This is a genomic window from Streptomyces sp. NPDC001750 (assembly GCF_042892615.1).
Lineage (GTDB): Bacteria > Actinomycetota > Actinomycetes > Streptomycetales > Streptomycetaceae > Streptomyces.
Window position 1 is genome coordinate 83,786 of sequence record NZ_JBIAUE010000022.1, and the last position, 20,659, is coordinate 104,444.

19 protein-coding genes are annotated in these 20,659 nt (G+C 66.0%); 10 read left to right on the plus strand and 9 right to left on the minus strand.

Features of this window, described 5'->3' with window-relative positions:
• Nucleotides 1–96 precede the first annotated feature (96 nt).
• Entirely contained in the window at nucleotides 97–1,620 is a 1,524-nt protein-coding gene (locus ACFYY6_RS28810; RefSeq protein ID WP_351636024.1) for an aldehyde dehydrogenase family protein, read from the plus strand.
• 171 nt (nucleotides 1,621–1,791) lie between these two features.
• On the opposite strand, the gene xerC is transcribed toward ACFYY6_RS28810, so the two are convergent.
• Both xerC and ACFYY6_RS28820 read right to left on the minus strand, forming a co-directional pair.
• Entirely contained in the window at nucleotides 1,792–3,186 is a 1,395-nt protein-coding gene (gene xerC / locus ACFYY6_RS28815) for a tyrosine recombinase XerC (RefSeq protein ID WP_389196329.1), read from the minus strand.
• A complete protein-coding gene (locus tag ACFYY6_RS28820) occupies nucleotides 3,177–3,374 on the minus strand; it encodes an AlpA family transcriptional regulator (RefSeq protein WP_073224270.1) in 198 nt (65 codons plus the stop codon). Before ACFYY6_RS28820 ends, xerC begins: the two co-directional genes overlap by 10 nt.
• A gap of 774 nt (nucleotides 3,375–4,148) precedes the next feature.
• On the opposite strand from ACFYY6_RS28820, the gene ACFYY6_RS28825 reads away from it, so the two are divergent.
• From ACFYY6_RS28825 to ACFYY6_RS28840, 4 genes are all read left to right on the plus strand, one after another.
• Complete coding sequence (locus ACFYY6_RS28825; protein ID WP_389196331.1) at nucleotides 4,149–5,459, plus strand: hypothetical protein; 1,311 nt, start codon at nucleotides 4,149–4,151, stop codon at nucleotides 5,457–5,459.
• 422 nt (nucleotides 5,460–5,881) lie between these two features.
• Nucleotides 5,882–6,364, plus strand: coding sequence for an NUDIX domain-containing protein (locus ACFYY6_RS28830; RefSeq protein WP_389196333.1), 483 nt, complete (start codon nucleotides 5,882–5,884; stop codon nucleotides 6,362–6,364).
• Nucleotides 6,365–6,368: 4 nt separating this feature from the next.
• Entirely contained in the window at nucleotides 6,369–6,881 is a 513-nt protein-coding gene (locus ACFYY6_RS28835) for a hypothetical protein (protein ID WP_389196335.1), read from the plus strand.
• A 20-nt stretch (nucleotides 6,882–6,901) separates the two neighbouring features.
• Entirely contained in the window at nucleotides 6,902–8,470 is a 1,569-nt protein-coding gene (locus ACFYY6_RS28840; RefSeq protein WP_389196337.1) for a TIGR02677 family protein, read from the plus strand.
• On the opposite strand, the gene ACFYY6_RS28845 is transcribed toward ACFYY6_RS28840, so the two are convergent.
• The 7 genes from ACFYY6_RS28845 to ACFYY6_RS28875 all read right to left on the minus strand — a co-directional run bounded on the left by ACFYY6_RS28845 (nucleotide 8,396) and on the right by ACFYY6_RS28875 (nucleotide 16,403).
• Nucleotides 8,396–8,875 carry a transposase gene (locus ACFYY6_RS28845; RefSeq protein WP_389196403.1) on the minus strand — a complete coding sequence of 160 codons (480 nt, stop codon included), beginning with the start codon at nucleotides 8,873–8,875 and terminating at the stop codon, nucleotides 8,396–8,398. The two genes, ACFYY6_RS28840 and ACFYY6_RS28845, sit on opposite strands and share 75 nt — an antisense overlap.
• Before the next feature lie 231 nt (nucleotides 8,876–9,106).
• Nucleotides 9,107–9,895 (minus strand): SAM-dependent methyltransferase, encoded by a 789-nt coding sequence (locus ACFYY6_RS28850; protein ID WP_389196339.1) that lies wholly within the window; start codon nucleotides 9,893–9,895, stop codon nucleotides 9,107–9,109.
• Between the two features lie 62 nt (nucleotides 9,896–9,957).
• Entirely contained in the window at nucleotides 9,958–10,512 is a 555-nt protein-coding gene (locus ACFYY6_RS28855) for a hypothetical protein (protein WP_351524295.1), read from the minus strand.
• A gap of 443 nt (nucleotides 10,513–10,955) precedes the next feature.
• Complete coding sequence (locus tag ACFYY6_RS28860; RefSeq protein WP_351524296.1) at nucleotides 10,956–11,831, minus strand: aminoglycoside phosphotransferase family protein; 876 nt, start codon at nucleotides 11,829–11,831, stop codon at nucleotides 10,956–10,958.
• Nucleotides 11,828–13,279, minus strand: coding sequence for a helix-turn-helix domain-containing protein (locus tag ACFYY6_RS28865; RefSeq protein WP_389196342.1), 1,452 nt, complete (start codon nucleotides 13,277–13,279; stop codon nucleotides 11,828–11,830). Before ACFYY6_RS28865 ends, ACFYY6_RS28860 begins: the two co-directional genes overlap by 4 nt.
• Nucleotides 13,280–14,774: 1,495 nt before the next feature.
• Entirely contained in the window at nucleotides 14,775–15,956 is a 1,182-nt protein-coding gene (locus tag ACFYY6_RS28870; protein WP_389196344.1) for a helix-turn-helix domain-containing protein, read from the minus strand.
• Nucleotides 15,957–15,962: 6 nt separating this feature from the next.
• Nucleotides 15,963–16,403: an NUDIX hydrolase gene (locus tag ACFYY6_RS28875; protein ID WP_351524299.1), complete on the minus strand. Its 441-nt coding sequence runs from the start codon at nucleotides 16,401–16,403 to the stop codon at nucleotides 15,963–15,965.
• Nucleotides 16,404–16,577: 174 nt separating this feature from the next.
• Here ACFYY6_RS28875 and ACFYY6_RS28880 point away from each other — a divergent pair, with 174 nt between their 5' ends.
• The 5 genes from ACFYY6_RS28880 to ACFYY6_RS28900 all read left to right on the plus strand — a co-directional run bounded on the left by ACFYY6_RS28880 (nucleotide 16,578) and on the right by ACFYY6_RS28900 (nucleotide 20,656).
• Nucleotides 16,578–17,480, plus strand: a complete 903-nt coding sequence (locus tag ACFYY6_RS28880) for a TauD/TfdA family dioxygenase (protein ID WP_389196346.1) — start codon at nucleotides 16,578–16,580, stop codon at nucleotides 17,478–17,480.
• Nucleotides 17,477–17,989, plus strand: a complete 513-nt coding sequence (locus tag ACFYY6_RS28885) for a hypothetical protein (RefSeq protein WP_389196348.1) — start codon at nucleotides 17,477–17,479, stop codon at nucleotides 17,987–17,989. The genes ACFYY6_RS28880 and ACFYY6_RS28885 overlap by 4 nt, the downstream gene beginning before the upstream one ends.
• Before the next feature lie 364 nt (nucleotides 17,990–18,353).
• Nucleotides 18,354–18,734, plus strand: coding sequence for a DUF6415 family natural product biosynthesis protein (locus ACFYY6_RS28890; RefSeq protein WP_351524302.1), 381 nt, complete (start codon nucleotides 18,354–18,356; stop codon nucleotides 18,732–18,734).
• Complete coding sequence (locus tag ACFYY6_RS28895; protein ID WP_389196350.1) at nucleotides 18,722–19,210, plus strand: hypothetical protein; 489 nt, start codon at nucleotides 18,722–18,724, stop codon at nucleotides 19,208–19,210. Before ACFYY6_RS28890 ends, ACFYY6_RS28895 begins: the two co-directional genes overlap by 13 nt.
• Nucleotides 19,211–19,309: 99 nt before the next feature.
• Nucleotides 19,310–20,656 (plus strand): hypothetical protein, encoded by a 1,347-nt coding sequence (locus ACFYY6_RS28900; protein WP_389196352.1) that lies wholly within the window; start codon nucleotides 19,310–19,312, stop codon nucleotides 20,654–20,656.
• Nucleotides 20,657–20,659 lie beyond the last annotated feature (3 nt).

Consider the following 20,659-nt stretch of genomic DNA (forward strand, 5'->3'; position numbering starts at 1 on the left):
GTCCCGCGGTGCAACGGGGTTGCAACGTAGCGCGGTCTACCCTCGCGCCGAGAGCCGTCCAACGGCGGGCGGCACCGGATCCGGGAGACCACAGAGATGACCCGTTATGCCTCGCCGGGCACCGAGGGCGCCATCGTCTCGTACGAGTCCCGCTATGACCACTGGATCGGCGGCGCGTACGTCCCGCCCGTCCGGGGTCAGTACTTCGAGAACCCCAGTCCGGTGAACGGCAGGCCGTTCACCGAGGTCGCCCGGGGCACCGCCGAGGACGTCGAACGCGCCCTGGACGCGGCACACGCCGCGGCGCCCGCGTGGGGCGCCACCTCGGCGGCCGACCGTGCCTCGATCCTCAACCGGATCGCCGACCGGATGGAGGCGCATCTGGAGGAGCTGGCGGTCGCCGAGAGCTGGGACAACGGCAAGCCGGTGCGCGAGACCCTGGCCGCCGACATCCCGCTGGCCATCGACCACTTCCGCTACTTCGCCGGCGCGCTGCGCGCGCAGGAGGGGACCCTCAGCCAGATCGACGACGACACCGTCGCGTACCACTTCCACGAGCCGCTGGGAGTGGTGGCCCAGATCATCCCGTGGAACTTCCCCGTCCTGATGGCGACGTGGAAGCTGGCCCCCGCGCTCGCGGCGGGCAACGCGGTGGTCCTGAAGCCGGCCGAGCAGACCCCGGCCTCCATCCACGTGTGGCTGAAGCTGGTCGCCGATCTCCTGCCGCCCGGCGTGGTCAACATCGTCAACGGCTTCGGCGCCGAGGCCGGCAAGCCCCTCGCGTCCAGCCCGCGCGTCGCGAAGATCGCGTTCACCGGCGAGACCACGACGGGGCGGCTGATCATGCAGTACGCCTCCGAGAACATCAAGCCGGTCACGCTGGAGCTGGGCGGCAAATCCCCGAACATCTTCTTCGACGACGTGTGGAACGAGGACGACGACTTCCGCGACAAGGCCCTGGAGGGCTTCACCATGTTCGCCCTCAACCAGGGCGAGGTGTGCACCTGTCCGTCACGCGCGCTGATCCAGCGCGGGCTCTACGACGAGTTCCTGCAGGCGGGCATCGCCCGCACGGAGAAGATCGTGGCGGGGAACCCGCTGGACACGGACACCATGATCGGCGCGCAGGCGTCCAACGACCAGTTGCAGAAGATCCTCTCCTACCTGGACATCGGTCGGCAGGAAGGCGCGAAGATCCTCACCGGCGGTCAGCGGATCGAGCACGGCGGGGAGCTGGCGGGCGGCTACTACGTCCAGCCGACGGTCTTCGAGGGCGACAACCGCATGCGGGTCTTCCAGGAGGAGATCTTCGGCCCGGTCGTGGCGGTGACGTCCTTCTCGGACTTCGACGACGCGATCAGGACGGCGAACGACACGCTGTACGGCCTCGGCGCGGGCGTGTGGACCCGCGACGTCAACACCGCGTACCGCGCGGGCCGCGCCATCCAGGCGGGCAGGGTCTGGACGAACTGCTACCACGCCTACCCGGCCCATGCCGCATTTGGCGGCTACAAGCAGTCGGGCATCGGCCGGGAGAACCACAGGATGATGCTGGAGCACTACCAGCAGACGAAGAATCTGCTGGTGAGCTACTCGCCGAAGAAGCTGGGCTTCTTCTAGCGGAACGGAAGAAGGCGCCTGACCTGGGGTTTTCCCGGGTCAGGCGCCTTCTTGGAGCGCCCGGCCCTTCCCATGGGGGAGGCGTCGAAATACTCCTCTTCTTCCAGTTCATCCCACCCGTATCCCAGTCCTGACCAGCAGTTCCGGGCCATACACGGGCCAGATTGCGGCTCAGCCCTTGGGGCTGCTGTCCTCGCTGCGCCGGCTCCACTCCTGCATCGACTCCTCGATGAGCCGGTTGGAATGCTCCTGAAGACCGTCCAGGAACTTGGCGTAGTACTGGAAAAGCACTTGGATGCTCTGGCCAGCCCGGCGCGCGCATTCGGCAGGATCCACGCCGGAGTGCAGCCAGAACGAGATTCCGGCATGCCGGAGGTCATAGGGCCTCTTGGCGAGGAGCGACGACTGCTCATTGGGAGCCAGGGCCTTCTTACGGGCCCGCTCCCATGTCTTGCCGTAGGCTGCTGCGTCCACGTAGCCGTCGGCCGCATTTCGAAAGACTCGACCATCGGGCGCAACGCCGAAGCGATCGACGTGATTTCGCAGTGTGTGCACGAACGACGGCGGTATCGGCACGGGACGCGTGGCCTTGACGGCTCGCCGCTTCAAGGAGTGCACTTCGTGGACCGAGCCATCGTCCGTCCACTCCTTGCCTGCCGTGACGACACCTCCGCTCAGGTTGAGCATGCCCCAGCCACTCTTCGGCAGACGGCACTGTGAGATCTGCAAGTGGATGACCTCCGCCGGACGCATGGCCGCGTAGTACATGCAGCCGAAGAACGCCTCAAGGTGCGGGCCACGTCCCCGTTGTTTGCCAACAGCGGTCAGCAGGCGAGCAACCTGGGTCGGGTTCGGCACGCAGGCCGGGTCCACTTCCTCACTCACCCCAGGAACCTGCCACTTGACCCTTGCGAGCGGATTCTCCGCGAAGTATCCCTTGTCGACGGCAGTTCCGAGGACCTCACTGAAGGCCGATCGTTTCCGCAGGGCAGTCTTCGCCGCGGCGGACTCTCCGTCGATCTTCCGGCCAAGCGCGTCCAACGCCCTGCGCACGACGTCTGGTTCCATCAGCTCACTGATGGGCAGGGAGTGCCGCTGCATCCAGTCGAGGGCATGCTGCCATTCGGCGGACGGCTCGCTCTCCCAGGCGCGCTTGTTGAACGCCCATGAATACAGCGCGCGCCGCAGAACCCTCGGCTCCGAGTAGCGCGCTTCGCGCCGCACCAGCGCGGGCGTGATGGTGGCGAGTGCATCAGCGAGAGTACGGCGGGTGTTGCCAGGCGTTCGGTCCCATCGCTCATCGATGTAGGCATGAGCCAGGTCGTACCAGGTGGTCCGCTGCCTAATGGCACGGATCTCGGAAGCTGGCAGACCAGTCTGCTCGTCGAACGCCTCACCGTCGCGCGCGGCCGTCATGAGCTTCGCGCGGCGGCTCTCGGCCAGCCCCTTGGTAATGAAGGACTCCGACCGCTCGCGGCCGTTGACCGTCCATCGGACCTCGAACGGCTTGCGACGCTTCGGCCGCTCCCGGATGTCCCAGAAGCGGACCTTGTAACTCATCGCCATTCAGGCGTATCCCTTTCGCACGCCTGCCACCAGGCGTCAAGGTCGGCACGACGGCAACGGAGTTCGCCGTTCGGCAGCTTGATCATTCGAGGAGCCTGGTTGCGGGCACGCAGACGGTAGAACGCCGAGGGACTCATGCGGATCTCCGCCAGGACCTCAGCGAGTTTCAGCGCAGGGGGACGAGCCATTTCTTCCTTTCAATCGGGGACGGGAAGGGCTACACAGGTGCAGGCCGCAAGGAAGCACTGCGCAGCCCCGGGACAGTGCGTCCGCCGGCTCCACTGCCAAGCACGGCCGATGCGGACGAACATCAATGGTCGCGAGGATCGCCGGTTTGGCCAACCGGCGATCGTGGGCTATGTTGCGCGCCCCGTACCGAGAGCTCGCAACACCTTGGGTGAGTTTCCGTCAGGAAGTCGACCGGTACGAAAGCACAGCCGGCGAGGCGCCGTCTGCAACGAGCGCCAGGAGACGGTCATCTACCAGGCGGTCCAGATTTCTGGCACGAGGACAGGGGACGCGAAACGAGCAGATCGAATAGTGGTATCACACAGACGAACTTCCTAGGCAGGAACCATTCCAGTGTGCCAATGGCACACGACTGGCATTGCAGTCTTTCCCTCGCTGCTCGTCGAGCGCTTCCTCGCCTGACTCGACATTTTGCGAGACGTTGTACGTTGACATGGCCCCGGCCGAGGCTCCAGCCTTTTGCCGTCAATTCTCGTCTGCCGTGAGCGAATGCCCACTATCACCCCGTCGGGAAGTCGACCACTTTGGGCGCGATAAGAATTTCCCCGCAAATAGGCATGCGAGGGTCGCCGTCGCGCGATCCGCGGTCGCTGTCCGCTATTGCTGTGGTGTGGACCGGCACGAGGGATTGATCCAGGGCAGGCCGGGAGGATGCACCGGACGTTCGGGAAAATCTCCGCATCCTCGTCTGCGGATGCGTCATGATCACGGGCATGCACCCTCGTGACGAAGAGATATGGCGGGCTATCGACCAGGGCCTCCGGGCGATCGACTGGGAGGCGTGGTTCGGTTGTCCAGAGGGCGCCGACTATCTCTCCCCCGCGGGTCACGAGGTGACCGCACGCGCGGTGGCCGGCCTTACCGCATTCTTCGAAAGCCGCTGGGTGCCCAAGGCCGTGGTCCCCTCCCCAGCCCCGGGCCGGGCCAGCGACACCTTCGTCGGCCTGGGCCGAGCCGCCCCGGTACTCCAGATCACGAACGGAGCCGCGCCGGGGGCATGGGTGGAGGCGGTGCGGTGGTGGGCCGCGTACGCCTATCTGGAGAAAGCCAGGGTGCCCGGCATTGCCTCGGTCAAGCGGGATGCACGCCGCGACGTCACCCTGTCCCGTTTCCTGCACTCCCAGACACCGGCCCGGCTCGCGCTCATGGGTGCGGCCCGCGGACTCCCGGTCGAGTTGGAGCCGGCGAAAGCCAGCGGCGGTCCCGGCGGCGTCCGTGTCGGCCCCCTGTTCATCGAGGTCGTCACCCTCGCCGAGGATCAGAAGCTCCAGGACTACGAAAGGTTCCGTCAGAACGTCCGGGCTCACCTCTTCGCCCTGGACAGGGGCCGTGACATCTACTGGGAAGGCGACCTCCCCGAACTCCTCAACGGCGACGCCTTCGAGACATGGAAGAAGCGGACCGAGGAGGCCGCCCAACAGTGCGCTGCCTCGGGGGCCGCGGTCGACGTCCTGAGCAACGCCGGCAGGCGGCTGACCGTCCACCCTGGCACGGCTCCCCAGGGCACCACTCTGACCGGGGACACAGTGGAGACCGACCAGGGCAGGCGGCTCCTGGGCAAGGTGCGTGGCAAGTGCGCCAAGACGGCGGGGGCGGGCACCGCATGGATCTGGGTGGAGGACCACAGCGGCCCCTTCCATTTCCCGACACCCTTCGCGGGGATGTCGCTCGCAGCCAAGACCGATGCGCTCGCAGACCTGTTGGGGCCGCTGCTGGCGGAGTACGTCCACGTTGCCGGGATCGTCGTCTCGAATGCAGCCCGCCAGCGCCTGCCGCTTCCGCCCGACGAGGATGCGCTCCGCCCAGCCGCACAGGGTTTCCAGCGGGGGCTGCCCCTCGACCGGGTCCGGGAGACGATCGTGATTCCCCGGCGAATCCTCCTGCCTGAACAAACCAGTCTGATAGCCAGAATGTGCAATGCCGAAGCTGATGCGCTCGACTGGGCTCTGAGGCAGCTCGGTGTTCCCCAGGGCGTGACATCTCTGCTTGCCGACTCGTCGACGCCGCACCGGGTTTCCCTCTGACACCGCCCCTGCCCGCACGCATAGTCCGCCGCGCCTCCGCGAGTCCACTGTTCATCCCACACAGCACCGACCGGGCCAGCCAGAATGGTCCTGGTGGCCGGGAGTGAGCGGACGAGGCCGCCTGGCTGCTCGCGGCGGTCGGCACACTGCTGCACAGCCACATGGCCACCACCCGGCTCCTGGCCCTCGCCCCGGCCCTGCACGCGGCCGTCACACCACCGCTCGGTCTCGCCCCCTGCCCCGGACGTCCCCGGCCCACCTGTCATCACTGGTCGCCGCCAGCCCGTTCCAGCCATTCGTACGTCTGGCCGGACCCTGGCAGCTGATCTTCGCGAAGGCGGCCGGACGCCACCGCGGTTTCGGCAAGACCGAACGCTGACAACCCTTCCCACCCACCGCCGAAGCAGAGTTGGAGCCCACTCGTGGCCGAGCCTGTCAGCCCGACCATCCGCACCTCCGCCAAAGCCGTCGTCGTCCACGATGGTCAGGTCCTGTTTCAACGAGCCAACTGGGAAGGCCAGGACTGCTACTTCCTGCCCGGCGGCGGCCAGAACCCCGGTGAACCCCTCGACCAGACGGCCCGCCGCGTGGTCCACGAGGAAACCGGCCTGACCGTCACCGTGAACAAGCTGCTGTGGCTGCGCGAGTACATCGGTGCCAACCACGACCACGCCGACACCGAGGCCGGCGCCCACCGCATCGAAGCGATCTTCCACTGCACCCCCGAAGGCGACCCCGCCGGCCGCCTCGGCGGACACGCCGAAGACGACGTGCAGACCGGCCTGGAATGGGTGGAACTGGAGAAGGTTCCCGGTCTGAACCTGCTGCCCCACGCCCTCCGCCAGCCGATCGCCGCCCTCGCCACGGGCCAGCTCTCATCCGGCTATCTCGGTGACGTCGCCTGAGCCCGTGGCGGCGATAGACGGCCGAGTCCCGGACGGTGCTCGGGAGATCACCACCGGACAGACCAACCGCGTCTGGTACATCGACGGCCCGGTGCCGTACGTGCTCATGCACTACAGCGACCCGAATCGCGCCGCCAACGAGGCCACCGCCCTGGCCTTCCTCACCATGCACGGCGCCCCGGCTCCCGAGCTTCTACGGGCCGGCCCCGGGGACAGTCCGGCGTGGACCGCGCAGACCGCGATCCACGCTGAGCCCGTGCCCGCCAGCCAGCTCCTTCACGAGCTGGCCGGCCCCCTCGCCGCCGTCCACCGCATCACGGACCCCATACCGCTCGGCTCGCCAGAGCCTGGCAGTACCGCACCTGGCCAGGGTGGTGGCGGCGAGTCGGGGCGGCGGATGGCCGGAAGGGGCAAGGCTGTTCGATTCTGCCGAGAGCCCGAAGAGAGCGGAAATTACTTCTCTCCCGACCCCAGCTCGATTGTCAGTGGTGTCTGTCAGGGTATTCGCAATGCGTGACAAGACGAGGGGCGGCATAAGTGTTCCAGCGTGATGACTCGGGAGTCTCCGAGTCATTCGATCTTGATTCATTGACCGTGGGCGACCGCCTGCGACTGTTCAACTTCACGCAGCGTGATGACCCGGTCGCATATCTGTGGGTGCTACGGGCGATGAACGTGCTGCGGGCCGTACACCAGCTGCAGGTCCACCCTGACGACGTGGCGAACGCACTGAAGGAGCTCGCCTCGGACCACGACGAGGTACCGTCCGCTGCGGACCTGAATCTGCGGGGCATGCTCGACAACCTCTCCTCGGACGACGAGCAGGTCCTCTACCGAGTGGAAGATCCCTTGCGGTGCGGCAGTCTTGCTGCCTACCGGAACCGGCAGTCGGTCTACCAGTTCACGGAGATCGGCTACCGCGTCTACCGTGCTGTGGAGGAGGTCATCGGCTCCCGCGTACAGGACGCGAACCTGTCACGGCTGGTCTTCGCCGACATCCTGACGGACTTCAAGGCGCTGGCGACAGCGAACCGGGAGGGCGACAGGGACGAGGTGTACCGCAAGCTCGCACGCCTCGACAGCGTGCTGGAGGACATGACTCAACGGGCGGCACGTTTCTATCTGACCCTCAACGACGTGGCGCGCACGACAGACGTCTCTCCCGAGACGTTTCTGCGCTACAAGCATGCGCTGCTGGCGCACATGAGTGAGTTCACAGCGGAACTGGAGCGCTACGCTCCCCGGCTGGCCGAGGCCGTGTACGAGGTGGAAGACACCGGAGTCGAGACCCTGCTGGAGCGGGCCGCCGCAGTGGATGAACGGCCCATGATGCGGCCGTCCGCACGGCTGGAGGACTGGCGGCGGCGCTGGATCGGGCTGCGCCAATGGTTCTTGGCGGACGGCCCCGTGGAGACCAAGGCCGCCCATCTGCAAGGCGCTACGCGCACAGCTATTTCGGGGGTCATCGCCCTGCTGCGGCAGGTGACGGAGTCACGTCGAGGAGGAGTGAGCCGGACCACCCAGCTCCGGCATCTTGCCGCCTGGGCAGCGGCAGCGCCGGATGAGCAGGCTGCGAACGCCCTCGTGTCCGCCGCCTTTGACCTGCGCTCGGTACGTCATCTGTCGGGTGCCCACGACGACGATGACCAGATCTCGCCGCGGACGACGTGGTGGGACGCGCCTGGCGTGGAGGTCAGCATCAGCCTGTTCCGACATGGTAAGCGGCCCGCACCGGGTGGCCCGCAACCGGTCCGCACGCGCCGTGGCGCCCATGCCCGCCTGCGTGAGCAGCAGTTGGCGGATCGGGCCGCGGACCGAGAGGCCGCGAAGGATCTTCTGGACCACGGGCCACACGACCGGGTGCTGAACGCGGCGGAGACCCGTGCGGTGCTCAAGCTGCTGACCCGTGCCCTGCAGGTGCGAACGGTCGTCGCGGGCCGACTGCGTTCCGGAACCGGCAGCAGCGACGTCCTGACGCTGCGCCTGGTTCCGAACGAGCGCGGCAGCCAGCTGCGGACCGAGACCGGCACGCTACACCTGCCCGGCTTCGCCCTGGAGATCAAGCCCCATGGTGCGATGGGCCGACGCCGAACGGAGAAATCCTGATGCCCGCCCATCGCGTAGCCACCTCCGTGGAGACCGCAGACCTCGGCTCGTACCAGCAAGCGGCCCGGCTCCATCGAATCCACGTGCCTCGCCCCCCTCGCTGGTCCTGACCGACTGGGCATCGATCACGGCGGCCGACGGCTCGGGATCACGGCCGGCCCGGATCCGGACCTGACGGCGGAACTCGTCGTGGACGCGGTCCCAGGTACCGTCCCGCCGCCACTTGGTGAACCAGCGGTGTGCCGCGTCCCAGGGCATCAGGTCGCGCGGAAGCATCCGCCACTGGCAGCCCGAGCGCAGCACGTAGAAGATCGAGTCGAGCACCAACCGGTCTCCGTACTTCCGTACACCGCCGCCTTTGCGCAGGTCACGCATGGGAAGGAACGGCTGGATGATCTCCCACATCTCATCGGTCAGGCTGGACGGATAGCATGGGCCGCTGACGGCCTCGGAGTTGTCGCACTGGCACACACCACGTGATCATTCCGAGGCCGTCGCCATGCCCGGAGGGCGGATCGCGACCGTCACGCTCCGCACATGATCAGCCACCCGGCAGGCTCTCAGGCCGTGGAAGCGACGGCACAACAACACCCACGCCAGGATCCGCTGCCTCGGCGAGCAAGCCGGCGTGCGGTGCTACTTACGGGCGACGAATCCCCACTGGTCGACAGGATTGCTGATGTCGTCATCGGGATTCGGGCGCCAGAGCGAGATCGACCCGAATCCGGGCTCGACCAACGTCATGCCGTCGGCGCTCGCGAGGATCTCCTCGGGCTGACGTACCAGGTACGGCGGGGTGTCCCCTGCTGCGTATGCCTCCTGCGCCGCGACTGTCTCGGGCGTGGAGATCGTGTCGCAGAGGACGAGGTGGCTGCCTGCCGGGAGGTCGGCCATGTACCGGCGTGTGAGGCCGATACCGGTCTTGGGTTCGGTGTGCCCCAGTGTGGACAGGAGCATGACTGCAATGGGCTGCTCCATGTCCAGCGTCCGGCTCGCTTCCGCGAGAACACGTTCGGCATCCAGCATGTCTGCATCGATGTAGTCCGTCATGCCAGCCGGTGCGCTCGTCAGCAGCGCCCGGGCGTGGGCAAGAACCAGCGGGTCGTTGTCGACGTACGCGATGCGTGCCTGCGGCTGGCTGATCTGCGCGGTCTCATGAGTGCTGTTCTGGGCGGGGAGCCCGGTCCCGATGTCGAGGAACTGGGTGATTCCTGCTTCTTCTGCCAGGTACTGGACCGCACGGACCTGGAATGCACGTGAGGCCAGGGCGAGTTCCCGAGCCTGAGGGTAGCTCGCAATCACCTGGTCACCCAGCTCTTGGTCCACCGGGTAGTGGTCCTTGCCTCCGATCCAGTAGTTCCAGACTCGAGCCGAGTGGGGTACACCGCTGCGGAACTGCGCGTCGGTTTCAGGGCTGTTGTTCACGTGCAACCTCACTTGTATTTGCACACATCACGGATCTTTGCCCGGAACTATCGAGCTTCATCTTAAATACTGTTGGTGAGCGTCTGCCAGTGCTGCTGGAGGGCCGCTCGCCCCGTTGGTTCCCTCAACGCCCGAACTGCCACGGGAAGGCCAACTCGAGGGATACGCAGGCCTTGTGAGTGCCGCCAGCGGACTGGCGGGGAGCCCTTCATGACGTCTTCCCTGTACGAGGCCACAATTTTCAACCCACTATCGATCGCGACCGCATACAGCAGATCGCTGCACGAACGGGCCGTTTGTTCCCTGTCGCCACTGACGTAGGCGGCGTAGAGCGGCTGCCCGGGGATCCCATTGGGGGCTTTGTGCTCGGTAACCAGAAAGAGGGAACGCCGTTTCGGTTTCATTTGTTCGGCCAGCTGTGAAAGCTGGTCTGGCGTCATTCCGGGCGGACGCCTGAAGTTGGGCGAGAGAGGGATACCATCGACTTTACGCCAGAAGGTTTCCAGAATCTCGCTCCGGAGCCCGTTTAGCCTTTCATCCGAGTCTTCAAGAATTGCCACCGCTCCGCTATGCTCGAAATCCAGATAGGATTCATAGAATGCGATGGCATCGTGCATAGGGTTCAATCTTCAGCTCTCCCTATTTGGGTGATATCTGGCAGCCGCTCCCGTCCCGAGGGCCACCGTCCGTCGACGGTTGAGGCGGCCGGCAGGCGGAGCTTGCAGGAGCGGGCCGCCATAAACCTCTCGACGGCCAGTGCGAGTCGGTGGGACCTTAACCACGACTCAGCACCACGAAACTCAAGCTGGCACGGGTGCCTCTACAGAATCCGGGTCCAGCGGGTCCAGTTCCAAGGGCGTGGCCCGCGGCGACCGCGCAGGCAGTCGACGCGGTGCTGTGCCTGCGCCCATATTGCGGGGTGCTGGCTGCGTGCTGGGCAGCATACGTCACCATCCGTAGTTCTCTGCCGCCCGCCAAGACCTCGTAGCCGTCCCACTCGGTCACATCGCGATTGACGGGGGTGGCCCCTGGACTCCAGAAGTACCAAATCAGGAGCTGCTCAGGCTGTCTTCCAGATTGCCGCAGTATCACCTCGCTGAAGAGTGTCTATTCTCCAGCCGAGTTCGCGGGCTGCTGCCGCGTTCCCTGCATCGGCGCGGCGGATGTACGAGCCAAGTGTGTGCATGTCGCGGATGCGGATGAGGGTGGGGAGACAGGGCCAGCTTGTGATGTCATGCCCATACGCTTTCCCGAATTTTCCGAGTTCTGCAACGGTTCGTCCGAATCGACGGCCTTGGTAGGTGTTGGCAAGGTCGACTTCCCGTGGGCCGATGGCTGCCTCATCCCAGTCGCCGAGGCGCGCATCGCCACCGTCCCAGATGCAGTTGCCGGGGTATGCGTCACCGTGGACGAGGCCGGGGGCCAGGGTGTAGTCGAGTTCCTCGAAGGCAGAAATGAGTTCGTGCGCGCGCGTGGCGAGCCATTCCTTTTCGGGATCGGGGATTGATTTCGCGTGCGTCAGTGTCTGGGTGAAGGAGGCGAGTGGCGCCCACTTCGGCAGTGTGATGGGTGGTTGGGGGAGCTGGTGTAGTTGCCTAAGAAGTTGGCCGAGGTGCTCAGCGTTGGGAGTGCTTCTCGTGGTGGGCTGTGGATAGTAACGCCAGAAGGTGACGACGTGCCCATCAGCGAGTACGGGCTGTTGAAGGTCAGCGGGTTCCGTCACCGATACGCCGTTGGTGGTGAGCCAGCGGGTGAGCGTCACGCTGGTGGTGAGCCTGGGGAGGTGCTCGACGGGGCTGACGCGCGCGACGATGCGTTCGGTAGGAAGGAGGAAGACCGCGGTCGCATGCTGATGCAACTTGGTGATGTGGTCGCTTCGCAACCCACTCATACGGGCGGCACTGTGTGCCGCATACTCTTCGATGCCTTGTTTCATTGGAGTTGTGCCTTCGGTTGTATGTCCATGGTTCGGTAGCTGACTGCGGCATCTGCCAGTTCGCGGGCGGTTCGATTTCCGTCGAATTTGCTATGCATGAGGAGTTCAGCAACTCTCTGTACTGATGTGCCGAGTTGCCGGATGCGTAGCTGGGCAGGCAGTTCGAAGATCTTCTTCAATTCCTCCGACGCGCCCTCTACTTCTCCCAGGGCGAGTCGTGCAGTGACGATGTCGAGCCGGGCCAGGGCGACGTCACCATAGGAATACGCCTCTGGTGCTCCCTGCTCGTAAAGCGTGATCGCCTCCGCGGCGTGCCGCTCTGCTTGTGCGTAGTTTTCCATGAGCGTGTACGTTCCACCGATGTAAAAGGCTTGTTTCTCGGTCGGGAAGCGCAGCAGTCCACCGAACTGTTCAAGCCCGTCTGCATCCGGCCACTCTTCCCTGGCGTGGCGCAGGACGTCCAGGGAAGAGCGGGCGCGCTGTTGGTCACCAATGCGAGCGGCCGCCCGGGCCTGGATGGCCGCAATCCGAATGCGGGATTCACCGGTCGGGGCGTATGCAAGAGCACTCTGGGTATGAATCAAGGCGGCTTGGGCCTGCGGAGACCACTCGGCGATGAGTGCTGCAGTGCCCCTCACCCACGCGCGGAGGCCATTGTGGTCTGCCCGATCAGCGCATGTCCACGCCGCTCGGATCTGCGCCATTGCGGCCGCTTCATCGCCCAGGTTCTGGCTGGCGTGAGCCAGAAGAAGACAAGTAGTTCCGGTCAGGAAGTACAGCTGGAGCGCTTCGCCAGGCTTCGGCTGTCCACGGAGCAGTGTGAAGAGCTTGCCACGAGTGGCCAGAAGTCGTGTGAAGACGGGTTCGAGGGGGCTGTGTACGTATTCCGTGGCAATCGCTGCGATCTCCTGGTGGATCTCGTTCACTTCCTCGGGCGGGATTGCGCCCGAGGAGTACCGGCTAACGAACTCCAGGGATTCTGCAGCGGCCGCGGCTGCCATTTGACGCAGGTCGCACGGGCCATCACCAGGCGCTGACGAGATTCCGGTTGATGCGTGGCGGCGGGTCTGTGGCAGACCTGGTCTGAGCGACACCGGGGCGCCGAGGGCCTCTAAGAAACGCAGGACCTTCTCGTGTACTTCAAGTCGGGTAGTGCCTCTCTCGAGCTTGGAGATGAAGCCCTGGGTCAGCCCCACGAGTTGGGCAAGGCCGAGCTGTGTCAGCCCGGCCCGCCGGCGCACCTCTTCGCTCAACCGTCCGAACTCACGTTGCTCTATGGCGGACAGGATGTCAGGACTCTCCCAGAAGCCCTCCGGAAGCTGCGGCGGCGACAGGTGTGGCGTGTTCGCCGCCTGCGCCCTGCCGGCCTTGACGCATCCAGCGCACACCTTGCCGCTGTTGTACTGGCTCAGGGGGGTGCCGCATACGCAGCGCCGTCCGGCCGCCATGTCCTGTCGCCTCCTCGAACCTTTGCTCCTGCCCAGTCTTGCCGATGATTCCTGGGCATGGGGTAGTGACTGCCTGATTGTCTACGAAAGACGATCCGGGCGGGCATGTGCCCTCCCGCGGCTGGGCACGACGTACACGCCCTTTCGGTGACCCCGAACCAAATGCTGCGGTCATGGTTTGTCCCAAGTAGCCCGATCTGTCGCACCCTGCGCAGCACCAGTATTCCTACAGGAATGTCGAATATTCATGGAGGAATATTCCTCCATGAATTAGCGAAACTGCACCGCTCGATGCAGACTGGCGAGCGCTGGGAAGTCGACCAGCAGCGTCTCGGATGAATCCTGTTAGGCGCCCTCGCGACCGGAGGCGCCGTGTTCGGAGAGCGGAAACCCAGGGATGCACCTGTTTGGTAGCTTTGGGTTTCAATTCCTGACGGTCAGCCTCCGGGTCCTCTTTCTGTGTGGCCGACTCTCTCCAGTTACTGTTCCCCATCATCTCTGGAAGGAATCACTCTCGTATCCGTCCTCCGACCAGCCTGCAGGAAACTCTGCAGCGTTCTCCCGAAGGCCTTACCGCCCGCAACGCAGTGAGGAGTGAAAGCTGTGCTGATCCAACATCTGGCGGGTTTGCATGGCCGAACTGGAATCGTTGCAATCTGCGAGTCGCGAAATTTCGCAACTGTCGCTCCGCGGAATCGAGCCAGCATGCACGCCTCGGCTGCCGCCTGGCGTCACCACGCTCTGGGGGAAAGATGACAGCAGGAGGCATATCGGTGACTGCTACAAAGTCGCCTTCACCGACCAATCAGTCCGCAGGTGTGATTCCTTCCGTCATCATTTCTGATTCCGTGCGCCTGAGCGAAGGGCGGGCTATCCGAATGGCTCGGCAGACTGTGCGTGGAATCCTCGAAACGGGCGCGTACCCAGTTGGGTCAGACGAGGTCCGGGGTGTGGTTATGCTGCTGCGCGGGCACATTATGGAGCTGACGCATGCCCTGTTCCTCGTGGGGAAGGAGCCGGGGCACGAACGGATTGGCATCGCTCGTGAATTGAGCGGGCAGGAGACTCCCAGTGATCTCTCAGAAGCCCGAGCTCATATCGACGCGCTCTCAAACGCTACGCAGCACCTCCTTGAGTTACTCGCCCCGGCCGACACCCTCATTGCGGACGAATCCAGGCACGGAGATCTCGCAGCAGGAGGTGCACAATGACCCCCGCTCTTTACGTCAAGTCTTTCCTGGAAGGCAGTTTTGTCGCGCCGCTGTCGCCCGCCCGGGGTCTGCCACCGGTGTGGGGCCGTCTCGACCAGTTGTGGCACAGGGCGGTAGCGGGGTCGCCACAACGGTGCTTGTCCATCCACACCGGCCTCAGGCTCACGCTGACTGCCGCAGCACAACCAGGTTGTGGGCAGCCGCGCGGTGTCCGCGGACGTGAATTTGGAGGGGGCATCGTCCACGGGGGTGCGGCACAGTACGTGCTGTCTGCCCTGCGAGTGCTACGCGGCCATCTCGGTCCGGAGTTGCGCGAGGGCTTGTGTGGCTGCGCTGCTGACATCGGCCAGGGCGTGGCCGCCAGCGCGGATGATGCGTTGCAGTTGGTGCGGCAGTCGTTGGGCCTGTGCCTGGGATACGGCTTGGGTGAGCAGTTCTGTGGCGCCGCGTGTGTCTCCGCCCAGGAGACGGACCTTGCCGTTGGTGGTGAGTTCGATGACGCGCCACTGGGGTGCGACGGCCATGGTCGGTGCGGGTGTTTCTTGTTCAGCTCGGAGTATGGCTGTGCTCGCGCGGCCGGTGCCGATCAGGCCCCGAAGCTCGATTTCGTGAAGAGCCACCGGGTTGACGAGGCTTGTGTGGTCGACCGCGTCGAGAAGGGCCTTTGCTTCCTGGATGGCGCGGTCGAAGAGGAGGGCGTTGCCGAGGGCGCCGGCTGCGCGGGCGAGGAGGGGCAGGACTGCTGCGCGGCTCTTTGGGTTGGGAGCAAGGGACGCGGCGGAGACAAGGCGGTTGACGGCAGCGCCGATGAGTCCCGCTTTGCGCAGTTCGTTTCCGTGCATGCGCAGTGCGGTGGTGGTCAGTGTGGGGTCGTCGAGGAAGCTCACGACGTTGAGGCTCTTGGCGGTCCAGTGAGCGGCGGTGGCGAGGCGTTCTTCGGGCAGGACGTTGCCCAGGGCGGTGCCGAGTCCGAGCCGGGCGTCGGCGAGGAGGCGAAGTGCCTCGCGTTCTGTGTGTCCGTCTCGCGCGCGGGCTTCGAGCCTGGCGACGAGCGGCCAGAGTTCGGTGACGGCTTCCGAAGCGTGTCCGGTCTGTCGGGCGATCTCGGCGAGACGCACGGTGGACTGGCCGAACTGGACCATGGCCCGGAAGTCGGTGTCGGCGGGGTCGGTGACGCCCAGGGCGTGCGGCGGCAGGGCGAGCCGGTCAGCGATGTGCCGCAGAGCGGCGACATCGGTGAGTCGGCGCTTGCCGAGCTCGATCGCGGAAACGTAGGTCTTGTCGTAGCCGAGCAGGGCGCCGGTCTCCGCCTGGCTCTGGCCGTGCACGCGGCGGTGGAAGCGGATGATTGCCGCGAGGTCTCGGGTGGCGAGAACCGTCTGGGCTTCTGGTGTGGCCCAGCGCCATGCGGCGTGGTGGAAGGACGGTCGCAGGGCTTGCGCACTGTTGGTGCCGTGCCTGGTCATGCCCGGCTACCTCTTCTTCCGGGCGGCGTACACGGCGGCGATGGACCGCTTGTAGCCGTCCGGCATGGTCAGTGTGGGTACTTCGTGCTCGGCGAAGAGTCCGGCGCGGGAGTGCTCGTGGCTGACGGTCGGGGGCGTGTCCGGTGTGAGGACCGTGCAGTCGTAGGTGACGATCAGGACCCGACGCCCGGGGAGCGGCTCGTAGATCCAGGTGTCGAGGAGGGTGCCGGCTTTGACGGCCCAGCCGGTTTCCTCCCGCAGTTCTCGCTCCACGGTTTCTTCGAGGCTGTGGTCGGCTGGGTTCGATCCGGACGGAGGGCCGATCTCCAGGCGTCCGCCGGGCAGTTCCCACTCCTGGCGCTCGTTGTGCAGCAGAAGGACACGCGACTGGTGGTCCAGGGCCACGGCCTTGACCGAGACCGGCCACAGCGACGGTTGATACGACATGCAGTTTCCCAGGGTGCGACGGGTGGACCAGGCCCCCGGACCGTAGCAGCCGGCCACCGCCCTCGGGCTTCCAGCCCGAATTGTCCGGGTCGACAATCTGTCGCTTTACCAGGTGCCCGCGCTCTTCGCACCCTGGTCGAAACGCGTCCGATTCACAGAGGAGCACATCCATCCATGTTGACGTGTGCCCGAACTGCCGGAATTCAAAGCCGTACTACCCAGCCGCAGATAGGCGATGCCGACGGGCGGATCGCCGAGCAGGTACGCGAGCATGGTCTGGTGATGGTGGGCGGGCTGGGATCCCGGGCGTCGGTCCTCGCGTTCGCCCGGCGGGTCATGACGCTGGTGCCACATCGTCACAGCGACCTGGACGTCCTCACCACGATTTGTGACATCGGACGGGATTCTCGGCGGCCTGGGCTGGCGGGTCTCGGTACCGGCGAACTGCATGCCCACACCGAGGGATCGAGCGTTCCGGAGCCGCCGCGGCTCATGCTTCTGGTCTGTCTCCGGCGCCCGGCGCGCGGTGGCGAGGTGTTCCTCACCGACGGGCAGGCCGTTCACGATCACCTGGCCGCCACGGTCCCGGAGGCCGTGGAACTCTTGAGCCGGCCCGGGACCGCGTTCTACGGCGACGGCGGCGGACGCCCCAGCCAGGTGTTCACCCGTCACCCGGGCGGCCGGACGTCGATCCGCTACCGGCAGGACGATCTTGCCCAGTTCAGTCCTGTGGTGGGTCGCTTCCTGCCTGGCCTGAGAGCGGCCATCACAGCCAACCAGCGAACCATCACGCTGTCGCCGGGGCAGGGCTACCTCATCGACAATCACCGCTACCTCCACGCCCGTGCAGCATTCAGCGGCCCACGATTGTGTGTGCGCGCCCTGGGAAGGCCGCTGTTTTCCCTCCAGCCCGGATTCCGTACCGATCGGGCCGAAAGCGTCGCCGCGGTCCTGGCCCTTGCCGGGGGTTCGTCGGCACGGTGCTCACCTCCGGTCCTGGATGTCACCGAGACGCCCGTATCGCAGATGGGTTCCCTGTCCAGCGGCGGCGACGGCGACGGCAGGAGTACGCCATGAAGGCGGTTGCGAGCTGGCCTCCCATGGCTTCGGATATGGGGGCCGTGGTCGAGGCATATGAGCGGGTTCTGTGTTGGCCCCTGCTCGTCGAAACGACGCTCCTTTCGTGGGACCGTGCTGCCGCCGGGCTGAGGAAAAGTCCGGGCAGCCTGCTGAGCACGACCTGTTCCGCCATGGATACCGTGACGGTTCCGCGCGAGGTCGGTCTGGAGACCATGGTTTTGCTCGGACGACGGGACATGGGGCCGGTGCCCTGTCTGATCTCGCCTCAGGACCAGGCCACTCTCCTGATCCGGGCCGGGACCGGCAACGCATTTGCCGGGATGGAGAACATCCGGGTCGAATCCGGGGCAGGGGAACGTCTGATCCTTCCGCCCTCATCCGGCTGGCGATGGGACACCCCTCCGTGGGACGCCCGCACCCGGGCCCCTTGTCCGCTGCTCGATGGCACCGAACTCGTCGGGTGCGTACGTGACGCACTGCGGCTGTTCAGCGGCTGTATGCCGTAGCCCCTCAGACCGGTCACCGGGGCTGGTGCGTGGCGGTCCGTACGCCGTCCCCCGTGGGTTGCGGCCCAGCCTCACCGGCCCCGGTGGCCCTCTTCTTCCTTCTTTTTACGTTCCGTTGAGGATGCCCATGTCATGTCGTTCCTGGCTCTTCGCCGGGCACGGGCGAAACCGTCGGCCGGCCGTCGGCGCAGGGCGCGCCGCCGTGTGGGCCGTGGCCGTTGCCCCGCAGGGGTCTCTCGGCGTCCACCCGCGCACGGACTCGTGGGGGCAGCGCGTGCGGGACCGAGCTGCGCGCATTATCAGCCTGGTGCACGATCGGTTCCTCGACAGGAACGTGCCGAGTCCTGTCGTCCGGTCCGCAGTCGTGTGCGCCAGAGAGACCATCGCCTTGGTTCTCGATGAGGAAGCCCCCGTTCCGGAGACGCAACGGGACGTACAGGACCTCCGGCTCCGGTTGCGCGGCCACCTCATGCAACTCGGTGCCCGGGGGCCGCGGACGGGACCATGGGCTCAGGCATTGGACGAGGCGCGGCAGCTGGCCGAGCAGGCGCCGCCGTTGGACGACTTCCTGGGGTCGCGCGTCCATCTGCGGCAGCTGGCCCTCCGGGTGCGGGCGCTGCTTGCCGAGATGGGCGATCCGGAGCCCGTGCCGGAGCTGCTGGGCTCCGGTCAGGAAGCGGCGGCAAGCACGCCGACCCCACTCGATTCCTTGTTCGGTGCCACGGCCGCCCGGTGGCGGCAGTGACCGTCTTTTTCCGACGGGCCTATCCCGTCCTGGCCGGAGAGCTGATGACTCCCCTGACGGTGCAGTACGGCGAGGCTCCCCGCTCGCCCGTCCTCCCGGACGTGTTCGATGTGGTCCGGGTCGGTCTCGGCTTGGGTCTGCGCGCGGTGGACCACCTTGCCGAGACCAAGCGGGCGGCCGGTCCGTTTCTGCGCTGCCGCCTGCACAGCGTGCTGCTGATTCCGGTCGATTTCGGTTCTGCTGACAGGTGGCGCGCCCCGCATTCCGAGTGCAGCCGCCACACCACGGTCGAGACCATCAGGTGCGGGCAGGGCTACGACCCGGCCTGTCAGTCGCGTGTCTGGGTAGAGCCGCTTGGCCTCAAAACCTGCGCGGTAACCGACTCGGTGGCATTGCACGACGTGCTCAGTCTGCAGCGGTCGCGCCTGGCCCGCGGCGCGTGGCAGTCTCCGGTGCGGGAGCCGAGCCGTGTCTGATCAGCGCATCCGGGTGCCTCTTGCCCTCACGCCGCTTCCCGAGCGGCTGGCCGTCCCCGTTCACCCCTTCGTTCAGGTTCCTGACAATACGAGAGAGTCATGACCTCCCAGATACTCGCCGTCGGTGCTGTCTGCGCACTGACGTTCGCCGTCATCGCCTCGGTGACAGTTGTCCGGTCACGCCGTCGGATACGCCATATGCGCCAGGCTCAGGGGGACCTGGAGAGCCGGCTTCAGCAGGCCTGCGCGGACCGGGACCACGCCGTGCACGAATTCGCACGTGAATGGGTGCGTGCGTTGACGGAAACGGTGACGGCCGGCGGCTCTCCCGACACCGCAGAGTTCCCTGTCGAGAGCCGCCTGGCCGGCACCCACTTCGTCCGGCACCTGGCGTCGGCGGGCGACGCTGTCGCTGCGGCTCTCACGAAGATGAAGGACCAGGGCGCTGCGCAGGCCCGGGATGAGGCTCAGCGCGAGGCGCAGGAGGCAACTGCGGCGACGGTCCGAGCGGTTGCCGAGGCGCTGCAGAGTCCTTGCCAGACGCTGATCAAAAAGATCGACGAGGGTCTGGTGAGGCACAGGCACGACCAGGCGTTCGCAACTCTGTCGGAGATCGATCACGAGGCTCACTTGATGAGCCGTGTGGCGGCATCGTTCAGCGTGTTGTCCGGGGGGACTCCGGGGCGGCGCTGGAAGCCGAACTCCTCGACTGAGGTGGTTCGTGGGGCGATGGGCAGTATCCGTCACCACGAGCGGGTGCGGTACCAGCAGCTGGATCACCGGGCGGTGAAGGAGCGGGAGATGCAGCCCGTCGTGCACGCGCTGGCCGAACTGCTCGACAACGCGACCAAGTTCAGCAATCCGATATCGCCGGTGGACGTGAGCTTCGACGAGAACTTCTCCGGTGTCACGGTCATCATCAGTGATGCGGGCGTGCGTATGAACAAGGAGCAGCAGGACGAGGCCCGCAAGGCGCTGTCCGGGGAAGCGGTGAATCTGCACGAACTCGGCCCGCGTCCCAAGATCGGATTCTGGACCGTGGGTGCGCTCGGACGCCGTTATGGGTTTACGGCTCATCTTGACGGTTCGAGCCCGTGGGGCGGAATGCGGGCGATGCTGTTCCTTCCTGACAGCGTCTTGACGACGGTCGAGCCCCCGGCCTCCTCGGTGATGCCGCGCCCTGTCGTGGTGAGCGTTCCGGCTGGTCCTGAGCCCGGACAGTGCACTGCTGCGGCTACTTCCTCAGGACTGCCACGGCGGCGGCGGGTCGACGCCCCTGAGCCCTCGGCGGCGGATGAGAGCGCCTCAAAGGCTGTTCCTCAGCTGTCCGGCAGGCCGGGAAGAGCCAGTGTCGCCACCGACTGGTACGCGAGTACGCGCCGTGCACGTCAAACCCTTGATTCTCAGTCCCCCGCCGATTCTGGTTTCGACGCGAAAAGTGAGTGATCT

Coding starts and splice junctions, on each gene's coding strand:
- ACFYY6_RS28810 (WP_351636024.1), top strand. CDS start 97: ATGACCCGTTATGCCTCGCCGGGCACCGAGGGCGCCATCGTCTCGTAC.
- xerC (WP_389196329.1), bottom strand. CDS start 3,186: ATGGCGATGAGTTACAAGGTCCGCTTCTGGGACATCCGGGAGCGGCCG.
- ACFYY6_RS28820 (WP_073224270.1), bottom strand. CDS start 3,374: ATGGCTCGTCCCCCTGCGCTGAAACTCGCTGAGGTCCTGGCGGAGATC.
- ACFYY6_RS28825 (WP_389196331.1), top strand. CDS start 4,149: ATGCACCCTCGTGACGAAGAGATATGGCGGGCTATCGACCAGGGCCTC.
- ACFYY6_RS28845 (WP_389196403.1), bottom strand. CDS start 8,875: ATGTGGGAGATCATCCAGCCGTTCCTTCCCATGCGTGACCTGCGCAAA.
- ACFYY6_RS28855 (WP_351524295.1), bottom strand. CDS start 10,512: ATGCACGATGCCATCGCATTCTATGAATCCTATCTGGATTTCGAGCAT.
- ACFYY6_RS28860 (WP_351524296.1), bottom strand. CDS start 11,831: ATGAAACAAGGCATCGAAGAGTATGCGGCACACAGTGCCGCCCGTATG.
- ACFYY6_RS28865 (WP_389196342.1), bottom strand. CDS start 13,279: ATGGCGGCCGGACGGCGCTGCGTATGCGGCACCCCCCTGAGCCAGTAC.
- ACFYY6_RS28870 (WP_389196344.1), bottom strand. CDS start 15,956: ATGACCAGGCACGGCACCAACAGTGCGCAAGCCCTGCGACCGTCCTTC.
- ACFYY6_RS28875 (WP_351524299.1), bottom strand. CDS start 16,403: ATGTCGTATCAACCGTCGCTGTGGCCGGTCTCGGTCAAGGCCGTGGCC.
- ACFYY6_RS28880 (WP_389196346.1), top strand. CDS start 16,578: ATGTTGACGTGTGCCCGAACTGCCGGAATTCAAAGCCGTACTACCCAG.
- ACFYY6_RS28885 (WP_389196348.1), top strand. CDS start 17,477: ATGAAGGCGGTTGCGAGCTGGCCTCCCATGGCTTCGGATATGGGGGCC.
- ACFYY6_RS28900 (WP_389196352.1), top strand. CDS start 19,310: ATGACCTCCCAGATACTCGCCGTCGGTGCTGTCTGCGCACTGACGTTC.